16 protein-coding genes and 1 riboswitch are annotated in these 16,552 nt (G+C 67.0%); of the genes, 12 read left to right on the forward strand and 4 right to left on the reverse strand.

Annotation, left to right across the window (positions count from 1 at the left end; all coding sequences use genetic code 11):
* Window positions 1-52: 52 nt before the first annotated feature.
* The 4 genes from gcvH to AC6RIC_RS20665 all read right to left on the reverse strand — a co-directional run bounded on the left by gcvH (window position 53) and on the right by AC6RIC_RS20665 (window position 3,061).
* A complete protein-coding gene (gene gcvH, locus AC6RIC_RS20650) occupies window positions 53-427 on the reverse strand; it encodes a glycine cleavage system protein GcvH (RefSeq protein WP_454657895.1) in 375 nt (124 codons plus the stop codon).
* A 35-nt stretch (window positions 428-462) separates the two neighbouring features.
* The gene (gene gcvT, locus AC6RIC_RS20655; protein WP_499733719.1) at window positions 463-1,617 is read right to left on the reverse strand and encodes a glycine cleavage system aminomethyltransferase GcvT; all 1,155 of its coding nucleotides are present in this window, start codon (window positions 1,615-1,617) and stop codon (window positions 463-465) included.
* Between the two features lie 162 nt (window positions 1,618-1,779).
* A riboswitch (glycine riboswitch) is annotated at window positions 1,780-1,870 on the reverse strand.
* A gap of 76 nt (window positions 1,871-1,946) precedes the next feature.
* Entirely contained in the window at window positions 1,947-2,546 is a 600-nt protein-coding gene (locus tag AC6RIC_RS20660; protein WP_499733720.1) for a hypothetical protein, read from the reverse strand.
* Window positions 2,543-3,061 carry an invasion associated locus B family protein gene (locus AC6RIC_RS20665; RefSeq protein ID WP_377846293.1) on the reverse strand — a complete coding sequence of 173 codons (519 nt, stop codon included), beginning with the start codon at window positions 3,059-3,061 and terminating at the stop codon, window positions 2,543-2,545. Before AC6RIC_RS20665 ends, AC6RIC_RS20660 begins: the two co-directional genes overlap by 4 nt.
* A gap of 336 nt (window positions 3,062-3,397) precedes the next feature.
* On the opposite strand from AC6RIC_RS20665, the gene coxB reads away from it, so the two are divergent.
* The 12 genes from coxB to AC6RIC_RS20725 all read left to right on the forward strand — a co-directional run bounded on the left by coxB (window position 3,398) and on the right by AC6RIC_RS20725 (window position 16,460).
* Entirely contained in the window at window positions 3,398-4,276 is an 879-nt protein-coding gene (gene coxB, locus AC6RIC_RS20670) for a cytochrome c oxidase subunit II (protein ID WP_499733721.1), read from the forward strand.
* 19 nt (window positions 4,277-4,295) lie between these two features.
* Entirely contained in the window at window positions 4,296-5,918 is a 1,623-nt protein-coding gene (gene ctaD, locus AC6RIC_RS20675; protein WP_454657899.1) for a cytochrome c oxidase subunit I, read from the forward strand.
* A gap of 241 nt (window positions 5,919-6,159) precedes the next feature.
* Window positions 6,160-7,104 (forward strand): heme o synthase, encoded by a 945-nt coding sequence (locus AC6RIC_RS20680; RefSeq protein WP_499733722.1) that lies wholly within the window; start codon window positions 6,160-6,162, stop codon window positions 7,102-7,104.
* Window positions 7,101-7,274: a cytochrome c oxidase system small membrane protein gene (locus tag AC6RIC_RS20685; RefSeq protein ID WP_454657901.1), complete on the forward strand. Its 174-nt coding sequence runs from the start codon at window positions 7,101-7,103 to the stop codon at window positions 7,272-7,274. Before AC6RIC_RS20680 ends, AC6RIC_RS20685 begins: the two co-directional genes overlap by 4 nt.
* Entirely contained in the window at window positions 7,274-7,885 is a 612-nt protein-coding gene (locus AC6RIC_RS20690; RefSeq protein ID WP_499733723.1) for a cytochrome c oxidase assembly protein, read from the forward strand. The genes AC6RIC_RS20685 and AC6RIC_RS20690 overlap by 1 nt, the downstream gene beginning before the upstream one ends.
* Before the next feature lie 54 nt (window positions 7,886-7,939).
* On the forward strand, window positions 7,940-8,800 hold the full coding sequence (locus AC6RIC_RS20695) for a cytochrome c oxidase subunit 3 (protein WP_454657903.1): 861 nt from the start codon (window positions 7,940-7,942) through the stop codon (window positions 8,798-8,800).
* A 78-nt stretch (window positions 8,801-8,878) separates the two neighbouring features.
* Complete coding sequence (locus AC6RIC_RS20700; RefSeq protein WP_454657904.1) at window positions 8,879-9,253, forward strand: DUF983 domain-containing protein; 375 nt, start codon at window positions 8,879-8,881, stop codon at window positions 9,251-9,253.
* A complete protein-coding gene (locus AC6RIC_RS20705; RefSeq protein ID WP_499733724.1) occupies window positions 9,250-10,017 on the forward strand; it encodes an SURF1 family protein in 768 nt (255 codons plus the stop codon). Before AC6RIC_RS20700 ends, AC6RIC_RS20705 begins: the two co-directional genes overlap by 4 nt.
* A 70-nt stretch (window positions 10,018-10,087) precedes the next feature.
* Complete coding sequence (gene thrC / locus AC6RIC_RS20710) at window positions 10,088-11,503, forward strand: threonine synthase (RefSeq protein WP_499733725.1); 1,416 nt, start codon at window positions 10,088-10,090, stop codon at window positions 11,501-11,503.
* A gap of 29 nt (window positions 11,504-11,532) precedes the next feature.
* Window positions 11,533-12,840, forward strand: coding sequence for a M16 family metallopeptidase (locus AC6RIC_RS20715; RefSeq protein WP_454659031.1), 1,308 nt, complete (start codon window positions 11,533-11,535; stop codon window positions 12,838-12,840).
* A gap of 6 nt (window positions 12,841-12,846) precedes the next feature.
* Entirely contained in the window at window positions 12,847-13,446 is a 600-nt protein-coding gene (locus tag AC6RIC_RS20720) for a GNAT family N-acetyltransferase (RefSeq protein ID WP_454657907.1), read from the forward strand.
* Window positions 13,447-13,562: 116 nt separating this feature from the next.
* Window positions 13,563-16,460, forward strand: a complete 2,898-nt coding sequence (locus AC6RIC_RS20725) for an EAL domain-containing protein (RefSeq protein WP_454659032.1) — start codon at window positions 13,563-13,565, stop codon at window positions 16,458-16,460.
* Window positions 16,461-16,552 lie beyond the last annotated feature (92 nt).

Here is a 16,552-nt window from a genome sequence, read left to right on the forward strand (position 1 = left end):
CGCATCTGCGCCGCAGCACTTCGTGCCGCAGCGCGTGCGGGATGACGCCTCGTCAGAGCGACTTCACGTAGTCCTGGTACTCAGCCTCGTTCATCAGGGCGTCGAGCTCGCCGGCGTCCTTGATCTTGATCTTCAGGAACCAGCCCTTGCCGGCCGGATCCTCGTTGACGGTGCCGGGCGCCGCTTCGAGCTCGCCATTGACCGCGACGACCTCGCCGGAAACCGGGGCGTAGACCTCCGACGCGGCCTTGACGCTCTCGACCACGGCGGCTTCGCCGCCCTTGGTCAGCGCCTTGCCGACGGTCGGCAGCTCGACGAAGACGACGTCGCCAAGCTGCGACTGGGCGTAGTCGGAGATGCCGACGGTGCCGACGTCACCCTCGATGCGGATATATTCGTGGTCCTTGCTGTAACGGGTCTCGGCCATGGTTTCCTCCTGGCGTCAGTTGTCTGGAAAAGGGTTCAGCGCTTGTAGCCGTTCGGCACGAAGGGCATCGTCGCCACGACGGCCGGCAGCGGCTTGCCGCGCACGATGAGATTGAGCTGCGTGCCCGGCGCGGAATGGGCCTTGGCGACGTAGCCCATGGCGCAGGGGCCATTGAGCGTCGGGCCGAAGCCGCCGGAGGTCACGACGCCGATCACCTCGCCCTCGGGCGTCGCGATCTCGGTGCCCTCGCGGGCCGGAGCGCGGCCTTCCGGCTTGAGGCCGACGCGGATGCGCGAGACGCCTTCCGCCAGCTCGCGCTGAACGCGCGCGGCGCCGGGGAAACCACCCTCCTCGCGGCGGCGCTTCTGGATCGACCAGTTGAGCGCAGCCTCGATCGGCGAGGTCGTGGTGTCGATGTCATGGCCATAGAGGCACAGGCCCGCTTCGAGGCGCAGCGAATCGCGGGCGCCGAGGCCGATCGGCTTGACGTTGCCGTCGAGCAGCAGCGTGTCCCAGATCTCGCCGATCCTGTCGGCGGCAGCCGAGATCTCGTAGCCATCCTCGCCGGTATAGCCGGAGCGGCTGACATTGGCCTTGATGCCGGCGACCTTCATGGTGCGCGAGGTCATGAAGCCCATCTCGGCGGCTTCAGGCGCGATCGCGGCAAGTGCGGCCGCCGCGCCCGGTCCCTGCAGCGCGATCAGGCCGCGATGCTCGGCCTTGACCAGCTTCACATTGGCCGGCAGGCGTGCCTCGATATGGGCGTAGTCGGCATCCTTGCAGGCGGCGTTGACGACGACATAGAGCGCACCGTCCTCATCGGGATCGATCGAGCGCGTCACCATCAGGTCGTCGAGGATACCGCCCTCCTCGTTGAGGAGCTGCGAATAGCGCTGCTTGCCGGGGGCGAGGTTGACGATATCGGCGGGGATCAGCGCTTCCAACGCCCTGGCCGTGGTCTCGTGATCGGGGCCGATCAGGAAGCACTGGCCCATATGCGAGACGTCGAAGAGCCCGGCCTTCTCGCGCGTCCAGTTATGCTCGGTCAGGATGCCCATCGGATACTGCACCGGCATGTCGTAGCCGGCGAAGGGCACCATGCGGGCGCCCAGCGCAACATGGCGCGCGTGCAGCGGGGTCTTCAGCGGCGCGCTCGCGCCAGCGGTATCGGTATTGGCCTCGGCAGCCATGGCATGCCCCTCCCAGAGTCAAGCGCAAGCCCCGGACGATAGTGTCCGGAACGCGCCCCCTCTGTCTCGGCACCTGAGAGATTTCCCCACCCGACCCAAAGGATCGGACAAGTTACACCCGTCGGTGGGCGGGCATCGCTGCCCGCCGCTTTCCAGAGCGCCAAATCCCCAGCGGCCCTTTTGCCTGAGCGTTTCCGGGGCGGTTGCGCCTTCGGCGCCGGGCTCGAAGCCCGGTCTCTCCCGCGGGGATATGCGGCTTGGGCACAGATACAAGACGCGCCGACTGAGTCAATCGGCGCGCCGTCGTCTTTCACGGCAAAGCAGTTTTGTCAGCGACGCCGGCGCGCCGGCGCGGCAGGCCCGCCGCCGCCCAGGCCGACGAAGATCTCGATGTCGCCCTTGCCGGCCGGCACCATGATGCCTTCCTCGACATGGGTGAAATCGGCGCCGCTCTGGCCGGAGGGAATCGTAGCACCGACGCGCGCGCTGCGCTTGCCGATGGTGCTGGCCCCGCGCATCACCGTGGTCGTCAGCGTCCCGCCATAGCTGCCGGGACTGCCGGCCGGGCCGAGCAGCACCCTGCCCTCGACGCCGACCTTGAGGCGGAAGGTGCCGTTGCCGGTCGGCGTGCACTGGCGCGCGACGTTGGTGATCGAGACCTGGTAGCGCAGACCGCTCGAATCCTGCCCGGATTGGGCACGGATCGCAGCGCCGCCATCGGAGATGATGACGTCAGGGCAGATCAGAGGATCCTCCTCGCTGTCCTTCGGCAGCTGATCCGCCGGCGGAGGCGTCGTGGACTGGAACATGAAGACGTTGAGCGCAGTGTTGCCCGCGGACGAGGACGAGCCCGATCCGCAGCCGGCAAGGCCAAGGCACAACAGCGGCAAAGCGAGCCAGCGTCCCTGACGAAGAGTTTGATCGATCACGGCAGCGCCTCCACGCCCGGGCCGAAGCCATTGAGGGAGACGGGCACGCCCACCCCCTCTTCCGGCGTCTGGAATACGATGAAAGTCGCGCTTTTGCCGCCCTTGAGCTGGCCGAGCAGGGCGTCGTCCATGACGACCTCCGCCACGCAACCGGTGGTCAGGCAGCGCACGAAGCCGGCGCGGCCGATATCCTTGTCGTCGATCTTGAGCCCGAGGCCGGAGGGCAACAGCACGCCGAGCGGGGCGACGACGCGCAGGAGCCGGCTCTTCTGGTCCGCCGTCTTCAGCACGATGACGAGGAGCGTCAGATTGGGACGATCCTCGGCCGCGACGTTCTGGACGAGCGCGCATTGTTCCGCCTTTGCGCCCGGCGGCACCTCGCAACGCATCTGCCAGTCGCCATGTGTGGAGCGCACCGCGCCCTGCGCGAAAGCGGAGCCGGCGGCGAGGCTCGTCCCCATGAGCGCCAGCGCCAGGGCGCCGAGCGCTCCGATGATCCTCATCATCCCTGCCATCCCTTCCAAACCGGACTTGAAGCCGCAGCAGAAGCGCAGAATTCAGGCAAAACGCCGACCGCGCCAGAGAATCCCGCCGCCTCTCAACATAAAACGCGTTGGGACCATGCAGGGTGGGTCCTGTCAAGGCGGCATGGCGGCTCGGCGCGCGCGTCAAGGCCTCGCGTGATTATGCCGCACGGTCATTGGGGGCAGTCTTCATTGTGCCACTGGCGCAAGCGCGATCTTTGATTTATCGCAATCTCGAAGAATGAGGCGACTTCGCGGTCGCCCCTTCATGCGTGGGGCCAAGCCGGTCGGCTCCCATGCAAGTCGATTGAGGAGCATGTCGGATCAATGCGATTTCTGAGCAGGACCTTTGCAACAGCGGCCGCCACGGCCCTTGCCGTCGCCGCGTTGGCGACTGTCCCGGCCCTCGCCGGCACCGGCATGCCCTCCCCCTGGCAGCTGAACCTGCAGGGGGCGGTGACGCCCGTCGCCGAGTTCATCCACTGGTTCCATGACTGGCTGAACATCATCATCACGATCGTCACGCTCTTCGTGCTGGCGCTGATGATCTATGTCATCTTCCGCTTCAACGAGAAGGCGAATCCGGTCCCCTCCAAGACCACGCATAACGCCCTGCTCGAAGTGTGCTGGACCGTCATCCCGGTCCTCATCCTCGTCGTGATCGCGATCCCGTCCTTCCGCCTGCTCAAGCTGCAGCTCGAGGTGCCGCAGGCCGACATGACCCTGAAGGTCACCGGCAACCAGTGGCGCTGGACCTACGAGTATCCCAAGGAGAACGGCGGCTTCACCTTCGATTCGCTGATGCTGAACGAAGAGGATCGCGCCAAGGCGATCGCCAGCAACAAGATCAAGGCCGCCGAAGCGCCGCGCCTGCTCGCCGTCGACAACGAGGCCGTCGTCCCGGTCGGCAAGACCGTCCGCGTCCAGGTGACCGCCTCCGACGTCATCCACAAATTCACGGTCCCGTCCTTCGGCATCAAGATCGACGCCATTCCCGGCCGCCTGAACGAGACCTGGTTCAAGGCCGAGCGCGAAGGCATCTATTACGGCCAGTGCTCGTTCATCTGCGGCCAGGACCACGCCTACATGCCGATCGCCGTCCGCGTCGTCAGCCAGGAGCGCTACGCCGCCTGGCTCGCGGAAGCGAAGCAGAAATTCGCCAATGCCGAAGACGCGGGCAGCAAGTTCGCTGCCGCGTCCAAGTAAGTCGCCGAGGAGAAGAACAATGGCAACAGCGGCTCACGCCCACGGCCATGACGAGGCCCATCACGCCAATCCGACCGGATGGCGCCGTTGGCTCCTGTCGACCAACCACAAGGACATCGGCACGCTCTACCTGATCTTCTCGATCATGGCGGGCCTCGTCGGCGGCTTCCTCTCGATCATGATGCGCATCGAGCTGCAGCAGCCCGGCCTGCAGATCTTCGCCAACGGCCAGAGCTACAACGTCTTCGTCACCGGCCACGGCCTGATCATGATCTTCTTCATGGTCATGCCCGCCGTCATCGGCGGTTTCGGCAACTGGTTCGTGCCGCTGATGATCGGCGCGCCGGACATGGCCTTCCCGCGCATGAACAACATCTCGTTCTGGCTGACGGTCGCCGCCTTCATCCTGATGATCATCTCGATGTTCGTCGAGGGGGCTCCGGGTGCGAAGGGCGTCGGCACGGGCTGGACGGTCTATCCGCCGTTCTCGACATCCGGCCACCCCGGCCCGTCGGTCGATTTCGGCATCCTGTCGCTGCACCTGGCCGGTGCCGCCTCGATCCTCGGCGCGATCAACTTCATCACCACGATCCTGAACATGCGCGCGCCGGGCATGACCATGCACCGCATGCCGCTGTTCGCCTGGGGCGTGCTGGTCACCGCCTTCCTGCTGCTGCTCTCGCTCCCGGTTCTCGCCGGCGCGATCACCATGCTGCTGACGGACCGCAATTTCGGCACGACCTTCTATGATCCGGCCGGCGGCGGTGATCCGATCCTGTACCAGCACCTGTTCTGGTTCTTCGGCCACCCCGAAGTGTACATCATGATTCTGCCGGCCTTCGGCATCGTCAGCCACATCATCTCGACCTTCTCGAAGAAGCCGATCTTCGGCTATCTCGGCATGGCCTACGCCATGGTCGCGATCGGCGTCGTCGGCTTCATCGTGTGGGCGCACCACATGTACACCGCCGGCCTGTCGCTCAATACGCAGCGCTATTTCGTGTTCGCGACGATGGTCATCGCGGTGCCGACCGGCATCAAGATCTTCTCGTGGATCGCGACGATGTGGGGCGGCTCGATCCGCTTCACCGCGCCGATGGTCTGGGCGATGGGCTTCATCTTCCTGTTCACCGTCGGCGGCGTCACCGGCGTGGTGCTGGCGAATGCCGGCGTCGACCGCTCGCTGCATGCGACCTACTACGTCGTGGCCCACTTCCACTACGTGCTGTCGCTCGGCGCCGTGTTCGGCATCTTCGCGGGCTTCTACTACTGGTTCCCGAAGATGAGCGGCTACGTGATCCCGGACTGGATCGGCACGCTGCACTTCTGGGTCGCCTTCGTCGGCGCGAACCTGCTGTTCTTCCCGCAGCACTTCCTCGGCCTGGCCGGCATGCCGCGTCACTATGTCGACTATCCCGACGCCTTCGCTGGCTGGCACTTCTGGTCGTCGATCGGCTCCTACATCTTCGCCTTCGGCCTGCTGATCTTCTTCTACGGCGTCATCGTCGCCTTCACGAAGAAGCAGCTCGCCGGCGACAATCCGTGGGGCGAAGGTGCCACGACGCTGGAGTGGACCCTGTCCTCGCCGCCGCCGTTCCACCAGTTCGAGACGCTGCCGCGCATCACCGGCTCGGACCACTGAGACTTCGATCATCGCGCGTCGATGGACGCGCGATGATCTCGCCGATTGCTGGAGCATCCGATTTTTCCGAAAAGTGGGATCCACTTTTCGGTCAGATGCTCGAGGCGGCGGGCCTCACCGGCCCGCCGCCGCCCTTCCCCCGAGCGCCCCGAGGGGCGTTCCGGAGACGGGTGGCAAACACCGCCGCGTAGACCCTGCGCCCGCGGGCGCCGTTCACAAGAGTACGAAGACGATTCGACTGATGTCTGCTGCGTTCGAAACCCGCACCGATGGCCTGACAGCCTCCACCGGCGAGGCGCGCGATTTCTTCGCGCTGCTGAAGCCGCGCGTGATGTCGCTGGTCATCGTGACGGCACTGACCGGCATGGCCACCGCGCCGGGCTCGGTGCATCCCGTCCTCGCCATCGCCGCCCTGCTGGCGATCGCGGTCGGCGCCGGCGCGTCGGGCTGCCTCAACATGTGGTACGACGCCGATATCGACGCGCTGATGAGCCGCACCGCCAAGCGGCCGATCCCGTCGGGCCGGATCCTGCCCGCGGAGGCGCTGGCCTTCGGACTGACGCTGTCGATCGGCTCGGTGCTGGTGCTCGGCCTCGTCGCCAATGCGCTGGCCGCGGCGATGCTCGCCTTCACCATCTTCTTCTACGCCGTCGTCTATTCGATGTGGCTGAAGCGCTGGACGCCGCAGAACATCGTGATCGGCGGCGCCGCCGGCGCCTTCCCGCCGATGATCGGCGAGGCCGTCATGACCGGCGATTTCGGCTGGCATTCCGTTGTTCTGTTCGCGATCATCTTCCTGTGGACGCCGCCGCATTTCTGGGCGCTGGCGCTGGTGAAGTCCGGCGACTACGCGCGCGCCGGCATCCCGATGATGCCGAATGTCGCCGGCCCGGCCGCGACCCGCCGGCAGATCGTGCTCTATTCGCTGATCATGGCGCCGGTCGCCGTCCTGCCGGCGCTGATGGGCTTCGGCGGCCTGCTCTATCTCGCGGTCTCGGTCTCGACCGGCCTCGTCATGATCGCGCTGTCGGTCCAGGTCTGGCTGCGCAGCGAAGGCCCGGCCGCGACCAAAGCCTGCTGGTCGCTGTTCGGCTTCTCGATCCTCTATCTCTTCCTGCTGTTCGCCGTGCTGATCGTCGAGAACGGTTTCGGGCTGATGTGGGCCCTGCCGAAGGTGATCGGATGAGCGAGCAACAGCCCCGTCCGCCTGCGCCCGCCCCGTTCTCGCCCGAGGACATGGCACGACGCCGCCGCCGCTCGATCGCGTTGGCGCTCGTGCTCGGCGGGCTCGTGGTCTTCTTTTTCGTCGTGACGCTGGTGAAGACCGGCCCCGCGATCCTGAACCGGCCGCTGTGATGACGGCGCCCGCTCCCCAGCAGCGCAAGGGTAATCCGGCGCGCACCGCGCTGGTTTGCCTCGGCGTCGCCTTCGGCATGCTCGGCGCGTCCTTCGCGGCGGTGCCGCTCTATGACCTGTTCTGCAAGGTCACCGGCTTCGGCGGCACGCCAATGATCGGCACGGCCGGCGCCGGCAAGATTCTCGACCGGACGATGGCCGTGCGTTTCGACGCCAATGTCGCGCCGGGCCTGGGCTGGAAATTCGAGGCGGAAAGCTCGGAGATCAAGGTCAGGGTCGGCGAGACACAGACCGTGTTCTACAAGATGACGAATCGGTCGGACCGCACCGTCACGGGCATCGCGACCTACAATGTCGCACCCGAGAAGGGCGCCGCCTATTTCGTCAAGATCCAGTGCTTCTGCTTCACGGAGCACACGCTGAAGCCCGGCGAGAGCTTCGAAGCGCCGGTGGTGTTCTATATCGACCCCGAAATCGCTGGGAATCGCGAGCTCGACGGGGTTCACGCCATCACGCTGTCCTACACCTATTTCGCCTCCAAGTCGGGCCAGCCCGTCGCGGAGGACAAGGCCGGCCCCGTCAAGGGTGACGCGGGCAATCCGAAACTGTAGAACCACGCTAGACCACAAGCGCGGACAAAAAGCCGTACGCGGAGACTGAATACGATGGCCGGGGCCCATACGAAGCACCACGACTACCACCTCGTCGATCCGAGCCCGTGGCCGCTCGTCGGCGCCGCCAGCGCGACGATCATGGCGATCGGCGCGGTGATGTGGATGAAGGCGATGCCGGTCGGCGGCATGCATCTCGGCCCGCTGGTCTTCGGCGCCGGCCTGCTCGGCGTGCTCTACACCATGCTCGCCTGGTGGATGGACGTGGTGCGCGAGGCCGAGCGCGAGGGTCACCACACCCGCGTCGTCCAGATCCATCACCGCTACGGCATGATCATGTTCATCGCCTCCGAGGTGATGTTCTTCGTCGCCTGGTTCTGGGCCTATTTCGACGCGAGCCTGTTCTCCGGCGAGCAGATCAACTATCTCCGCTACGATTTCACCGGCGGGCATTGGCCGCCGAAGGGCATCGAGACCTTCGATCCCTGGCACCTGCCGCTGCTCAACACGCTGATCCTGCTGACCTCGGGCACGACCGTGACCTGGGCGCATTACGCCCTGATCAACAACGATCGCGCCGGCCTGAAGCAGGCTCTGTGGCTGACCGTCATCCTCGGCGTGCTGTTCACGATCTGCCAGGGCTACGAGTATTCGCACGCCACGTTCGCCTTCAAAGGCAACATCTACGGCTCCACCTTCTTCATGGCGACGGGCTTCCACGGCTTCCACGTCATCATCGGCACGATCTTCCTGGCGATCTGCCTGTACCGAGCCTATCTCGGCCACTTCAAGCCGGACCAGCATCTCGGCTTCGAGTTCGCCGCCTGGTACTGGCACTTCGTCGACGTGGTCTGGCTGTTCCTGTTCGCCGCGATCTATGTCTGGGGCGCGGGCGCGCCTGCCGCCGGACACTGACGCTACCGCTTACCGCGCTCTCGCGGTCAACGTCTGAAAGGCGGCCGCGAGGCCGCCTTTCCTGTTTCGGAGGCTGCAATGGCCGGTCCTGAACCCAAACTTCCCTCCCCTTACTCGACGGGTCTGGCAGGCCGCTGTCCACGCTGTGGCGAGGGCGCGCTGTTCGACGGTTTCCTCAAGCTCAAGCCGCGCTGCAATGCCTGCGGGCTCGACTACAAGTTCGCCGATTCGGCCGACGGCCCCGCCGTGTTCATCATGCTGATCGCCGGCTTTGTCGTGCTCGGCGCGGCGCTCTATGTCGAAATCGCCTATGAGCCGCCGATCTGGCTGCACATGCTGCTGTGGCTGCCACTGGCCGTCATCCTCTGCCTCGGCCTGCTCAGGCCGATGAAGGGCCTCGCCGTCGCCCTGCAATATGCCCACAAGGCCGAGGAAGGCAGGCGCGAATCGTGACCGCCGTGTCGTCCCCTGCTCCCCGCAAACCCGGATTGCTGCTGCCGACGCTGCTGACCATCGTCGGCACGCTGGTCCTGTGCACGCTCGGTGCCTGGCAGCTCGAGCGCATGACCGAGAAGCACGCTTATATCGACCGCCTCAAGGAACAGGCCGCCGGGACCCCTGCGCCGATGCCGCCCAAGGCCGACTGGGCCAAGCTCGATGCCGCCGCGCTCGACCTGACCCATGTCGTCGCCAAGGGCAGCTATGTCGACGATCGCATCGCCGGCGTGCGCACCACGATCGCCGCCGGCCCACCCGGCAGCCGGCAACTTTCCGGCTTCGGGCGCTGGATCTTCCAGGCGTTCAAGCTCGAGGATGGCGGTATCATCCTGGTCAATCGCGGCTTCGTGCCGGAAGGCCGGCTCGGCCAGATCGGCCCGGCGAGCGGCCCTGACACGATCAAGGGCTTCCTGCGGGCGCCCGAAGCCCGCAACAGCTTCACCCCGCAGGATCTGCCGGCGATCCGCGAATTCTACACGCGCGATCCGGCCGCGATCGCGGCCGCGCTCGGCCAGCCGCCCGCGCCCTTCTATCTGGAGGCCGCCCGCGAGGGCGACGGCATGACGCCGCCAGCCGGGGTCGATGTGCGCGAGTTGATCGCCCGCATACCCGACAACCACCTGCAATATGCGCTGACCTGGTTCGGGCTGGCGCTGACGCTGCTCGGGGTCTTTGCGGCCTGGGTCTGGCAAACGCGGAAGGGCACGGCGGCAGGCTGAGCGCCAACGGTTTTGCCCAAAGCGCCGGACCGGCCTATAGCATCAGGCTGAGATCACCGAGGCCAAGATCGTGCTGCATGTTTCCACCCGGGGTGAAGCCCCGGCGCTGAGCTTTTCCGATGCGCTCCTGACCGGGCTTGCCCGCGACGGCGGGCTCTATCTGCCGCAGAGCTGGCCCAAACTCTCCGCCGCGGAGATCGCCGGCTTCGCCGGAAAGCCCTACACCGCGGTCGCCGAGCGCGTGCTCGGCGCGCTCGCCGACGGCGATATCGAGAGCGGCGCGCTCTCGGACATGATCCACCAGGCCTATGCCGGCTTCCGCCACCCGGCCGTCTGCCCGCTGACGCAGATCGGCGACAATCTCTTCGTGCTGGAGCTGTTCCACGGCCCGACGCTCGCCTTCAAGGACGTGGCGATGCAATTGCTCGGCCGCCTGATGGACCATGTCCTCGGCCAGCGCGGCCAGCGCGCGACCATCGTCGGCGCAACCTCGGGCGACACGGGTGGCGCTGCCATCGACGCCTTCAAGGGCCTGAAGAGCGTCGACGTCTTCATCCTCTACCCGCAAGGCCGCGTCTCCGACGTGCAGCGTCGGCAGATGACCACGGTCGATGCCGACAACGTCCATGCCATTGCGGTCGAGGGTACGTTCGACGACTGCCAGAACCTCGTGAAGGCGATGTTCAACCATCACGCCTTCCGCGATGAGATCGGGCTCTCGGGCGTCAACTCGATCAACTGGGCGCGCATCGCGGCGCAGGTGGTCTATTACTTCACCGCCGCCGTCTCGCTCGGCGGGCCGGGCCGGAAGGTCTCGTTCACGGTCCCGACCGGCAATTTCGGCGACATTCTCGCCGGCTGGGTCGCCAAGCAGATGGGCCTGCCGATCGAGCGGCTGGGCATCGCGACCAACAGCAACGATATCCTGGCGCGCACGCTCGAAACCGGCGCCTATGAGATGCGCGGCGTCGCGGCGACGACCTCGCCCTCGATGGACATCCAGATCTCCTCGAATTTCGAGCGCCTGCTGTTCGAAGCGCATGGCCGTGACGGTGCTGCCGTGCGCCGCCTGATGCAATCGCTGCAGCAATCCGGCCGCTTCGAGATCGCCGGCGAGCCGCTCCAGCGCATCCGCAGCGAGTTCGACGCCGCCGCGCAGAGCGAAGATCAGATCGCGGCCGAGATCAGGAAGAGCTGGACCGAGGCCGGCTATCTGCTCGATCCGCATACCGCCATCGGCGTCGGCGCGGCGCGGCAGGCGCTGAAGCGCGATCCCGCGACGCCGATGATCGTGCTCGGCACGGCCCATCCGGCCAAGTTCCCGGCCGCGGTGAAGGCCGCGAGCGGGATCGAGCCGGCGCTTCCGGCCCATCTCGCCGACCTGATGGAGCGCAAGGAGCGTGTGACGCTGCTGCCGAACGACCTCGGCAAGATCGAGACCTTCGTGCGCGAGCACGCGCGGGCCGTGAGCGGGGCGGCAGCGTGAGCGCGACCGCTCCGGTGGACGAGCACGAGCTGGCAGCGCCCGCGCGGCCGGACGGGCCTCACGATCCCGATGTCGCCCTGACCACGCTGCCGTCTGGCCTGCGCATCGTCTCGCAGCGCATGGACCATGCCGCGACCGTCTCGCTCGGCATCTGGATCGGGGCCGGGTCGCGCGACGAGCTGGCGAATGAGCACGGGCTCGCCCATCTGCTCGAGCATATGGCGTTCAAGGGCACGGCGCGGCGCAGCGCGCTGGAGATCGCCGAGGAGATCGAGAGCGTCGGCGGCGACCTCAACGCCGCGACCTCCGTCGAATATACCTGCTACACCGCCCGCGTGCTCGGCTCGGACCTCGGCCTCGCCGTCGATATCCTTGCCGACATCATCACCTCGCCGTCGCTGACCGAGGAGGAATTGAAACGCGAGAAGGGCGTGATCCTGCAGGAGATCTCGGCGGTCCAGGATACGCCCGACGACCTCGTCTATGACCGCTTCCTGCAGGCGGCCTTCCCGGACCAGCCGATCGGCCGGCCGATCCTCGGCACCGCCAAGACGGTGAAGAGCTTCACGCCCGACGCGATCCGCGCCTATCTCGCCCGCAACTACCATGCCGGCAACATGGTGCTCGCGGCCTCCGGCGCGGTCGACCATGACGAGCTGGTCGCGCTGGCGAAGGAACATCTTTCGAAGCTGTCGGCTGCTCCCGCCAAGCCGGTTCCGCGCGAAGCCGGCGAATATCGCGGCGGCGAGGCCCGCATCGGCAGCGACGAGGAGCAGATCCATCTCGTGCTCGGCCTGCCCGGCCTGCCGTTCAAGGGCGGCGCGCATTACGCGCTGCAGATCTTCGCCTCGGTGCTCGGCGGCGGCCTGTCGTCGCGCCTGTTCCAGGAGGTGCGAGAGCAGCGCGGCCTGGCCTACGCGATCGATGCCTTCCACTGGCCCTTCTCCGATTGCGGCGTCTTCGGCATCGGGGCCGGCACGGCCCCTGAGGATGCGGGCGAACTGATCGAGGTCGCGCTCGGTTGCCTGCGTCAGGCGGCGGAAGACGTCAGCGAGGCGGAAGTCGCCCGCGCCCGCGCCCAGATGAAGGTCGGCTTGCTGGCCTCCCTCGAAAGCCCCGGCGGCAAGCTTGAGCAGATGGCGCGGCAGGTGCTGCTCTTCGGCCGGGCGATCCCGCGCGAGGAGCTCGCGGCCCGGCTCGATGCGGTCACGCTGGATGACGTGCGCGCCGCCGGCCGTTCCTTGCTGGGGCACCAGCCGACGATCGCGGCGGTGGGCCCGACCCATGGCCTGCCGCCGGCCAAGCGCCTGCGTCATGCGGCCCGGGCGGCGGACTGACCGGCGATGGCGCTCTTCCGTTTCCCGAGCGAGCTGCCGAGCCGCCCGCTGATCCGGACGCCGAATCTCTATCTGCGCGCGCCCCAGGCCAGCGACCACGCGGCCTGGGCGCTGTTGCGCATGGAAAGCCGCGAATTCCTGACGCCCTGGGAGCCGACCTGGAACGAGGACGACCTCACCCGCGCCTCGTTCCGCCTGCGTGCCAAGCGCGCCGCCCGCGAGATTTCGACCGACGAGGCCTATTCGCTCTTCATCTTCGAGACCGGCACGGAAACCCTGATCGGCGGGCTGACGCTCGGGCTGATCCGGCGCGGCGTCGCGCAGGCGTGCACGCTCGGCTACTGGATGGGCCGACGCCATGCCGGCAAGGGGCATATGACGGAAGCGGTGCGTGGCGCCGTGCGCTTCGCCTTCTCCGACCTCGCATTGCATCGCGTCGAGGCCGCCTGCCTGCCCAGTAACGAGCCGTCGCGGCGCCTGCTGGAGCGTGTCGGCTTCCAGCACGAGGGACTGGCGCGAGCCTACCTCAAGATCAACGGCAACTGGGCCGACCACCTACTCTATGCCGTGCTCTCCACCGATACCTTGCCTGGAAGCAGACCGTGACTGCGGCGGTTGACCACAGCCCCGCTCCGCCTTGCCCTTGCCATGAGCGGCCGATAGGGCTTTTCGTTAAACTTCGAACGATCGCTTCCCGCCTGATAGCCGAGCACAGCTTGTCCATTTCCGAGCGCATCTTCCGGGCCGGCCTCGCCCTGGCCGGCCTTGTCCTGTGGTTCTGCGCCGCGGCCCTGCCGGCCCAGGCCGTCGAGGCGGTCCGCGTTCCCGTCGACGCCCCCGTGATCGATCTGACCAATGTCGTCGAGCGCAACAAATCCGACGGCGACGTCATCCAGATCTCGACCGCGCCGGGACCGGACGGCATCGTCAGGCGTATCGCCGTCAAGGCCCGCGAAGCCGGCGCGCGCCCCGACTGGATCGTCTTCGCGCTCACCAACGATTCCGACGAGCAGATCGACCGCCTGCTGGTCGCGCCATTCCACCGGCTGATCGGCTCCGGCGTGATCTGGCCCGATCTCGGCGACAAGCGCATCGAAGCGGTGACGGCGAGCCAGGGCCTCTCGCCCGATCGCGAGCCCAGCCCCGATGCCGACGTCTTCCTGATCACGCTCGACCCCGGCACGACGGTCACCTTCGTCGCCGAGCTCAAATCGCCGAACCTGCCGCAGCTCTATCTCTACGAAGCCGAGGCCTACCGGCAGAAGACCAACGGCCTGACGCTCTACAAGGGCATCATCATCGGCATCGCGGGCCTGCTGGCGCTGTTCCTGACCATCATCTTCGTCGTCAAGGGCGCGGTCATCTTCCCGGCGGCGGCGGCGCTGGCCTGGGCGGTTCTGGCCTATGCGGGCCTCGATTTCGGCTTCTTCCAGCGGCTCTTCCCGCTGACCCCGGCGATCGAGCGAATCTACCGCGCGGGTGCCGAGGTCGTGCTGGCGGCGACGCTGCTCGTATTCCTCTTCGCCTATCTCAACCTGTCGCGCTGGCACGTGCGCTACGGCCATGTGACGCTGCTCTGGATCCTCGGCCTCGCCGGGCTGATCGGGCTTGCCGTCTTCGACGCGCCGATGGCGTCCGGCATCGCGCGCATCTCGATCGCGGCTGTGGCGGCGATCGGCTTCATCCTGGTCGTGCATCTGGCGACGCATGGCTACGAGCGCGCGGTGATGCTGATCCCGACCTGGTTCCTGCTCGCCGTCTGGGTGACTGCCGCGAGCTTCACCGTCACCGGGCAGTTCCAGCGCGACCTGGTGGCGCCTGCCTTGTTGGGCGGCCTTGTCCTGATCGTGCTGCTGATCGGCTTCACCGTCATCCAGCACGCCTTTGCCGGCGGCGCGATCTCGCAGGGGCTGGTCTCCGACACGGAACGCCGGGCGCTCGCGCTCTCCGGCTCGGGCGACCTTGTCTTCGACTGGGATGTCAGCTCCGACAAGATCTTCGTCTCCCCGCAGATCGAGACGCTGCTCGGCCTGCCCAAGGGCGCGCTCGAAGGCTCGGCCGCGCGCTGGCTGGAGCACATGCATGTCGCCGATCGCGACCGCTACCGCGTCACGCTCGACGCCGTGCTGGAGCAGCGCCGCGGCAAGCTCAATCTCGACCTGCGCCTGCGCTCCGCGAATGGCGCCTATCACTGGATCAACGTCAAGGCGCGGCCGGTGATCGGCTCCGACGGCGAGGTTATCCGCGTCATCGGCACGCTGGCCGATGTCACCGAGCAGCGCACCGCGCAGGAGCGCCTGCTCCACGACGCCGTCCATGACAACCTGACCGGCCTGCCCAACCGGAAGCTGTTCCAGGACCGGCTGGGCGCGATCTTCGGCTTCACCCGCGCCGACGACAATATCCGCCCGACCGTGCTCGTCATCGATGTCGACCGCTTCAAGCAGGTCAACGAGTCCGTCGGCTTCTCGGCCGGCGATTCGATCCTGCTGACGCTGGCGCGTCGCCTCGGGCGCCTGCTCCGGGCACAGGACACGCTCGCCCGCATCGGCGGCGACACCTTCGCGATGATCCTCGTCTCCGAGCGTGATCCCGAGCGCATCCTGGCTTTGGCTGAGCTCGTCCGCCGCGCCGTCTCGACCCCGATCACCTATGCCGAGCGCGAGATCGTGCTGACGCCCTCGATCGGGCTCGCCCTATTCGACCCGGCCCCGGCCTCGCGCAAGGAAGACGCGCTGAAGAATGCCGAGCTCGCCATGGCCCATGCCAAGCGCCAGGGCGGCAACAAGATCGAGGTCTTCGTGCCGGCGATGCGGACCGACCGCAACGACCGCCTCGCGCTCGAAAGCGACCTGCGGCGGGCGATCGAGCGCAACGAGATCCAGGTCATGTACCAGCCGATCGTCCGGCTTGAGGACCGCACCATCGCCGGTTTCGAGGCGCTGGTACGCTGGGACCATCCGCGCGAAGGCCGGCTGATGCCGCAGGATTTCCTCGCCATCGCCGAGGAAACCGGGCTGATCGTCGATCTCGGTGTCTATGTCATGGACAAGACGGCGCGCGAGCTGGAGGCCTGGCAGGCGGCGCTCGAAGTCGATCCGCCGATCTTCGCCAGCGTCAACGTTTCCAGCCGGCAATTGCTGCGCCACGACCTGCTGCATGACGTGAAGACCGTGCTCGGGCGCCGCCGCGTGCTGCCGGGCACGCTCAAGCTCGAGATCACCGAGAGCCTCGTCATGGAGAACCCGGAATATGCGGCGCAGATGCTGCAGCGTATCCGCGATCTCGGCGCCGGCCTCTCGCTCGACGATTTCGGGACGGGCTATTCCTCGCTGTCCTATCTGCAGCGCTTCCCGTTCGACACGATCAAGATCGACCAGAGCTTCGTGCGCCAGATGGGCAATGGCCGCCCGCCGGTGATCCTGCGCTCGATCGTGCAGCTCGCCGCCGACCTCCACATGGATGTCGTCGCCGAGGGTGCGGAGAGCGAGTCGGACGCCATCGAGCTCTACCAGCTCGGCTGCCAATATGCGCAGGGCTACATCTTCGGCCAGCCGATGACGGCGGCGGAAGCCCGGCGCCTGATGGGCGCGGCGGCTGCGGCAACCGAGGCGGCTTGAGGCCTATCGATACCTGACCGCAGAGGTTCCAGGCTCCACCCTTGTCATTCCGGGGCTTTGCGCAGCGAAGAACCCGGAACCCACGACCGGGT

The sequence above is a fragment of the Allobosea sp. TBD101 genome (assembly GCF_059817965.1).

What these genes read in the sequence shown, in the direction of transcription:
- AC6RIC_RS20665 (WP_377846293.1), bottom strand. Translation starts at nt 3,061, where the DNA reads ATGGCAGGGATGATGAGGATCATCGGAGCGCTCGGCGCCCTGGCGCTG.
- coxB (WP_499733721.1), top strand. Translation starts at nt 3,398, where the DNA reads ATGCGATTTCTGAGCAGGACCTTTGCAACAGCGGCCGCCACGGCCCTT.
- ctaD (WP_454657899.1), top strand. Translation starts at nt 4,296, where the DNA reads ATGGCAACAGCGGCTCACGCCCACGGCCATGACGAGGCCCATCACGCC.
- AC6RIC_RS20690 (WP_499733723.1), top strand. Translation starts at nt 7,274, where the DNA reads ATGACGGCGCCCGCTCCCCAGCAGCGCAAGGGTAATCCGGCGCGCACC.
- gcvT (WP_499733719.1), bottom strand. Translation starts at nt 1,617, where the DNA reads ATGGCTGCCGAGGCCAATACCGATACCGCTGGCGCGAGCGCGCCGCTG.
- AC6RIC_RS20685 (WP_454657901.1), top strand. Translation starts at nt 7,101, where the DNA reads ATGAGCGAGCAACAGCCCCGTCCGCCTGCGCCCGCCCCGTTCTCGCCC.
- AC6RIC_RS20720 (WP_454657907.1), top strand. Translation starts at nt 12,847, where the DNA reads ATGGCGCTCTTCCGTTTCCCGAGCGAGCTGCCGAGCCGCCCGCTGATC.
- AC6RIC_RS20680 (WP_499733722.1), top strand. Translation starts at nt 6,160, where the DNA reads ATGTCTGCTGCGTTCGAAACCCGCACCGATGGCCTGACAGCCTCCACC.
- gcvH (WP_454657895.1), bottom strand. Translation starts at nt 427, where the DNA reads ATGGCCGAGACCCGTTACAGCAAGGACCACGAATATATCCGCATCGAG.
- AC6RIC_RS20695 (WP_454657903.1), top strand. Translation starts at nt 7,940, where the DNA reads ATGGCCGGGGCCCATACGAAGCACCACGACTACCACCTCGTCGATCCG.
- AC6RIC_RS20700 (WP_454657904.1), top strand. Translation starts at nt 8,879, where the DNA reads ATGGCCGGTCCTGAACCCAAACTTCCCTCCCCTTACTCGACGGGTCTG.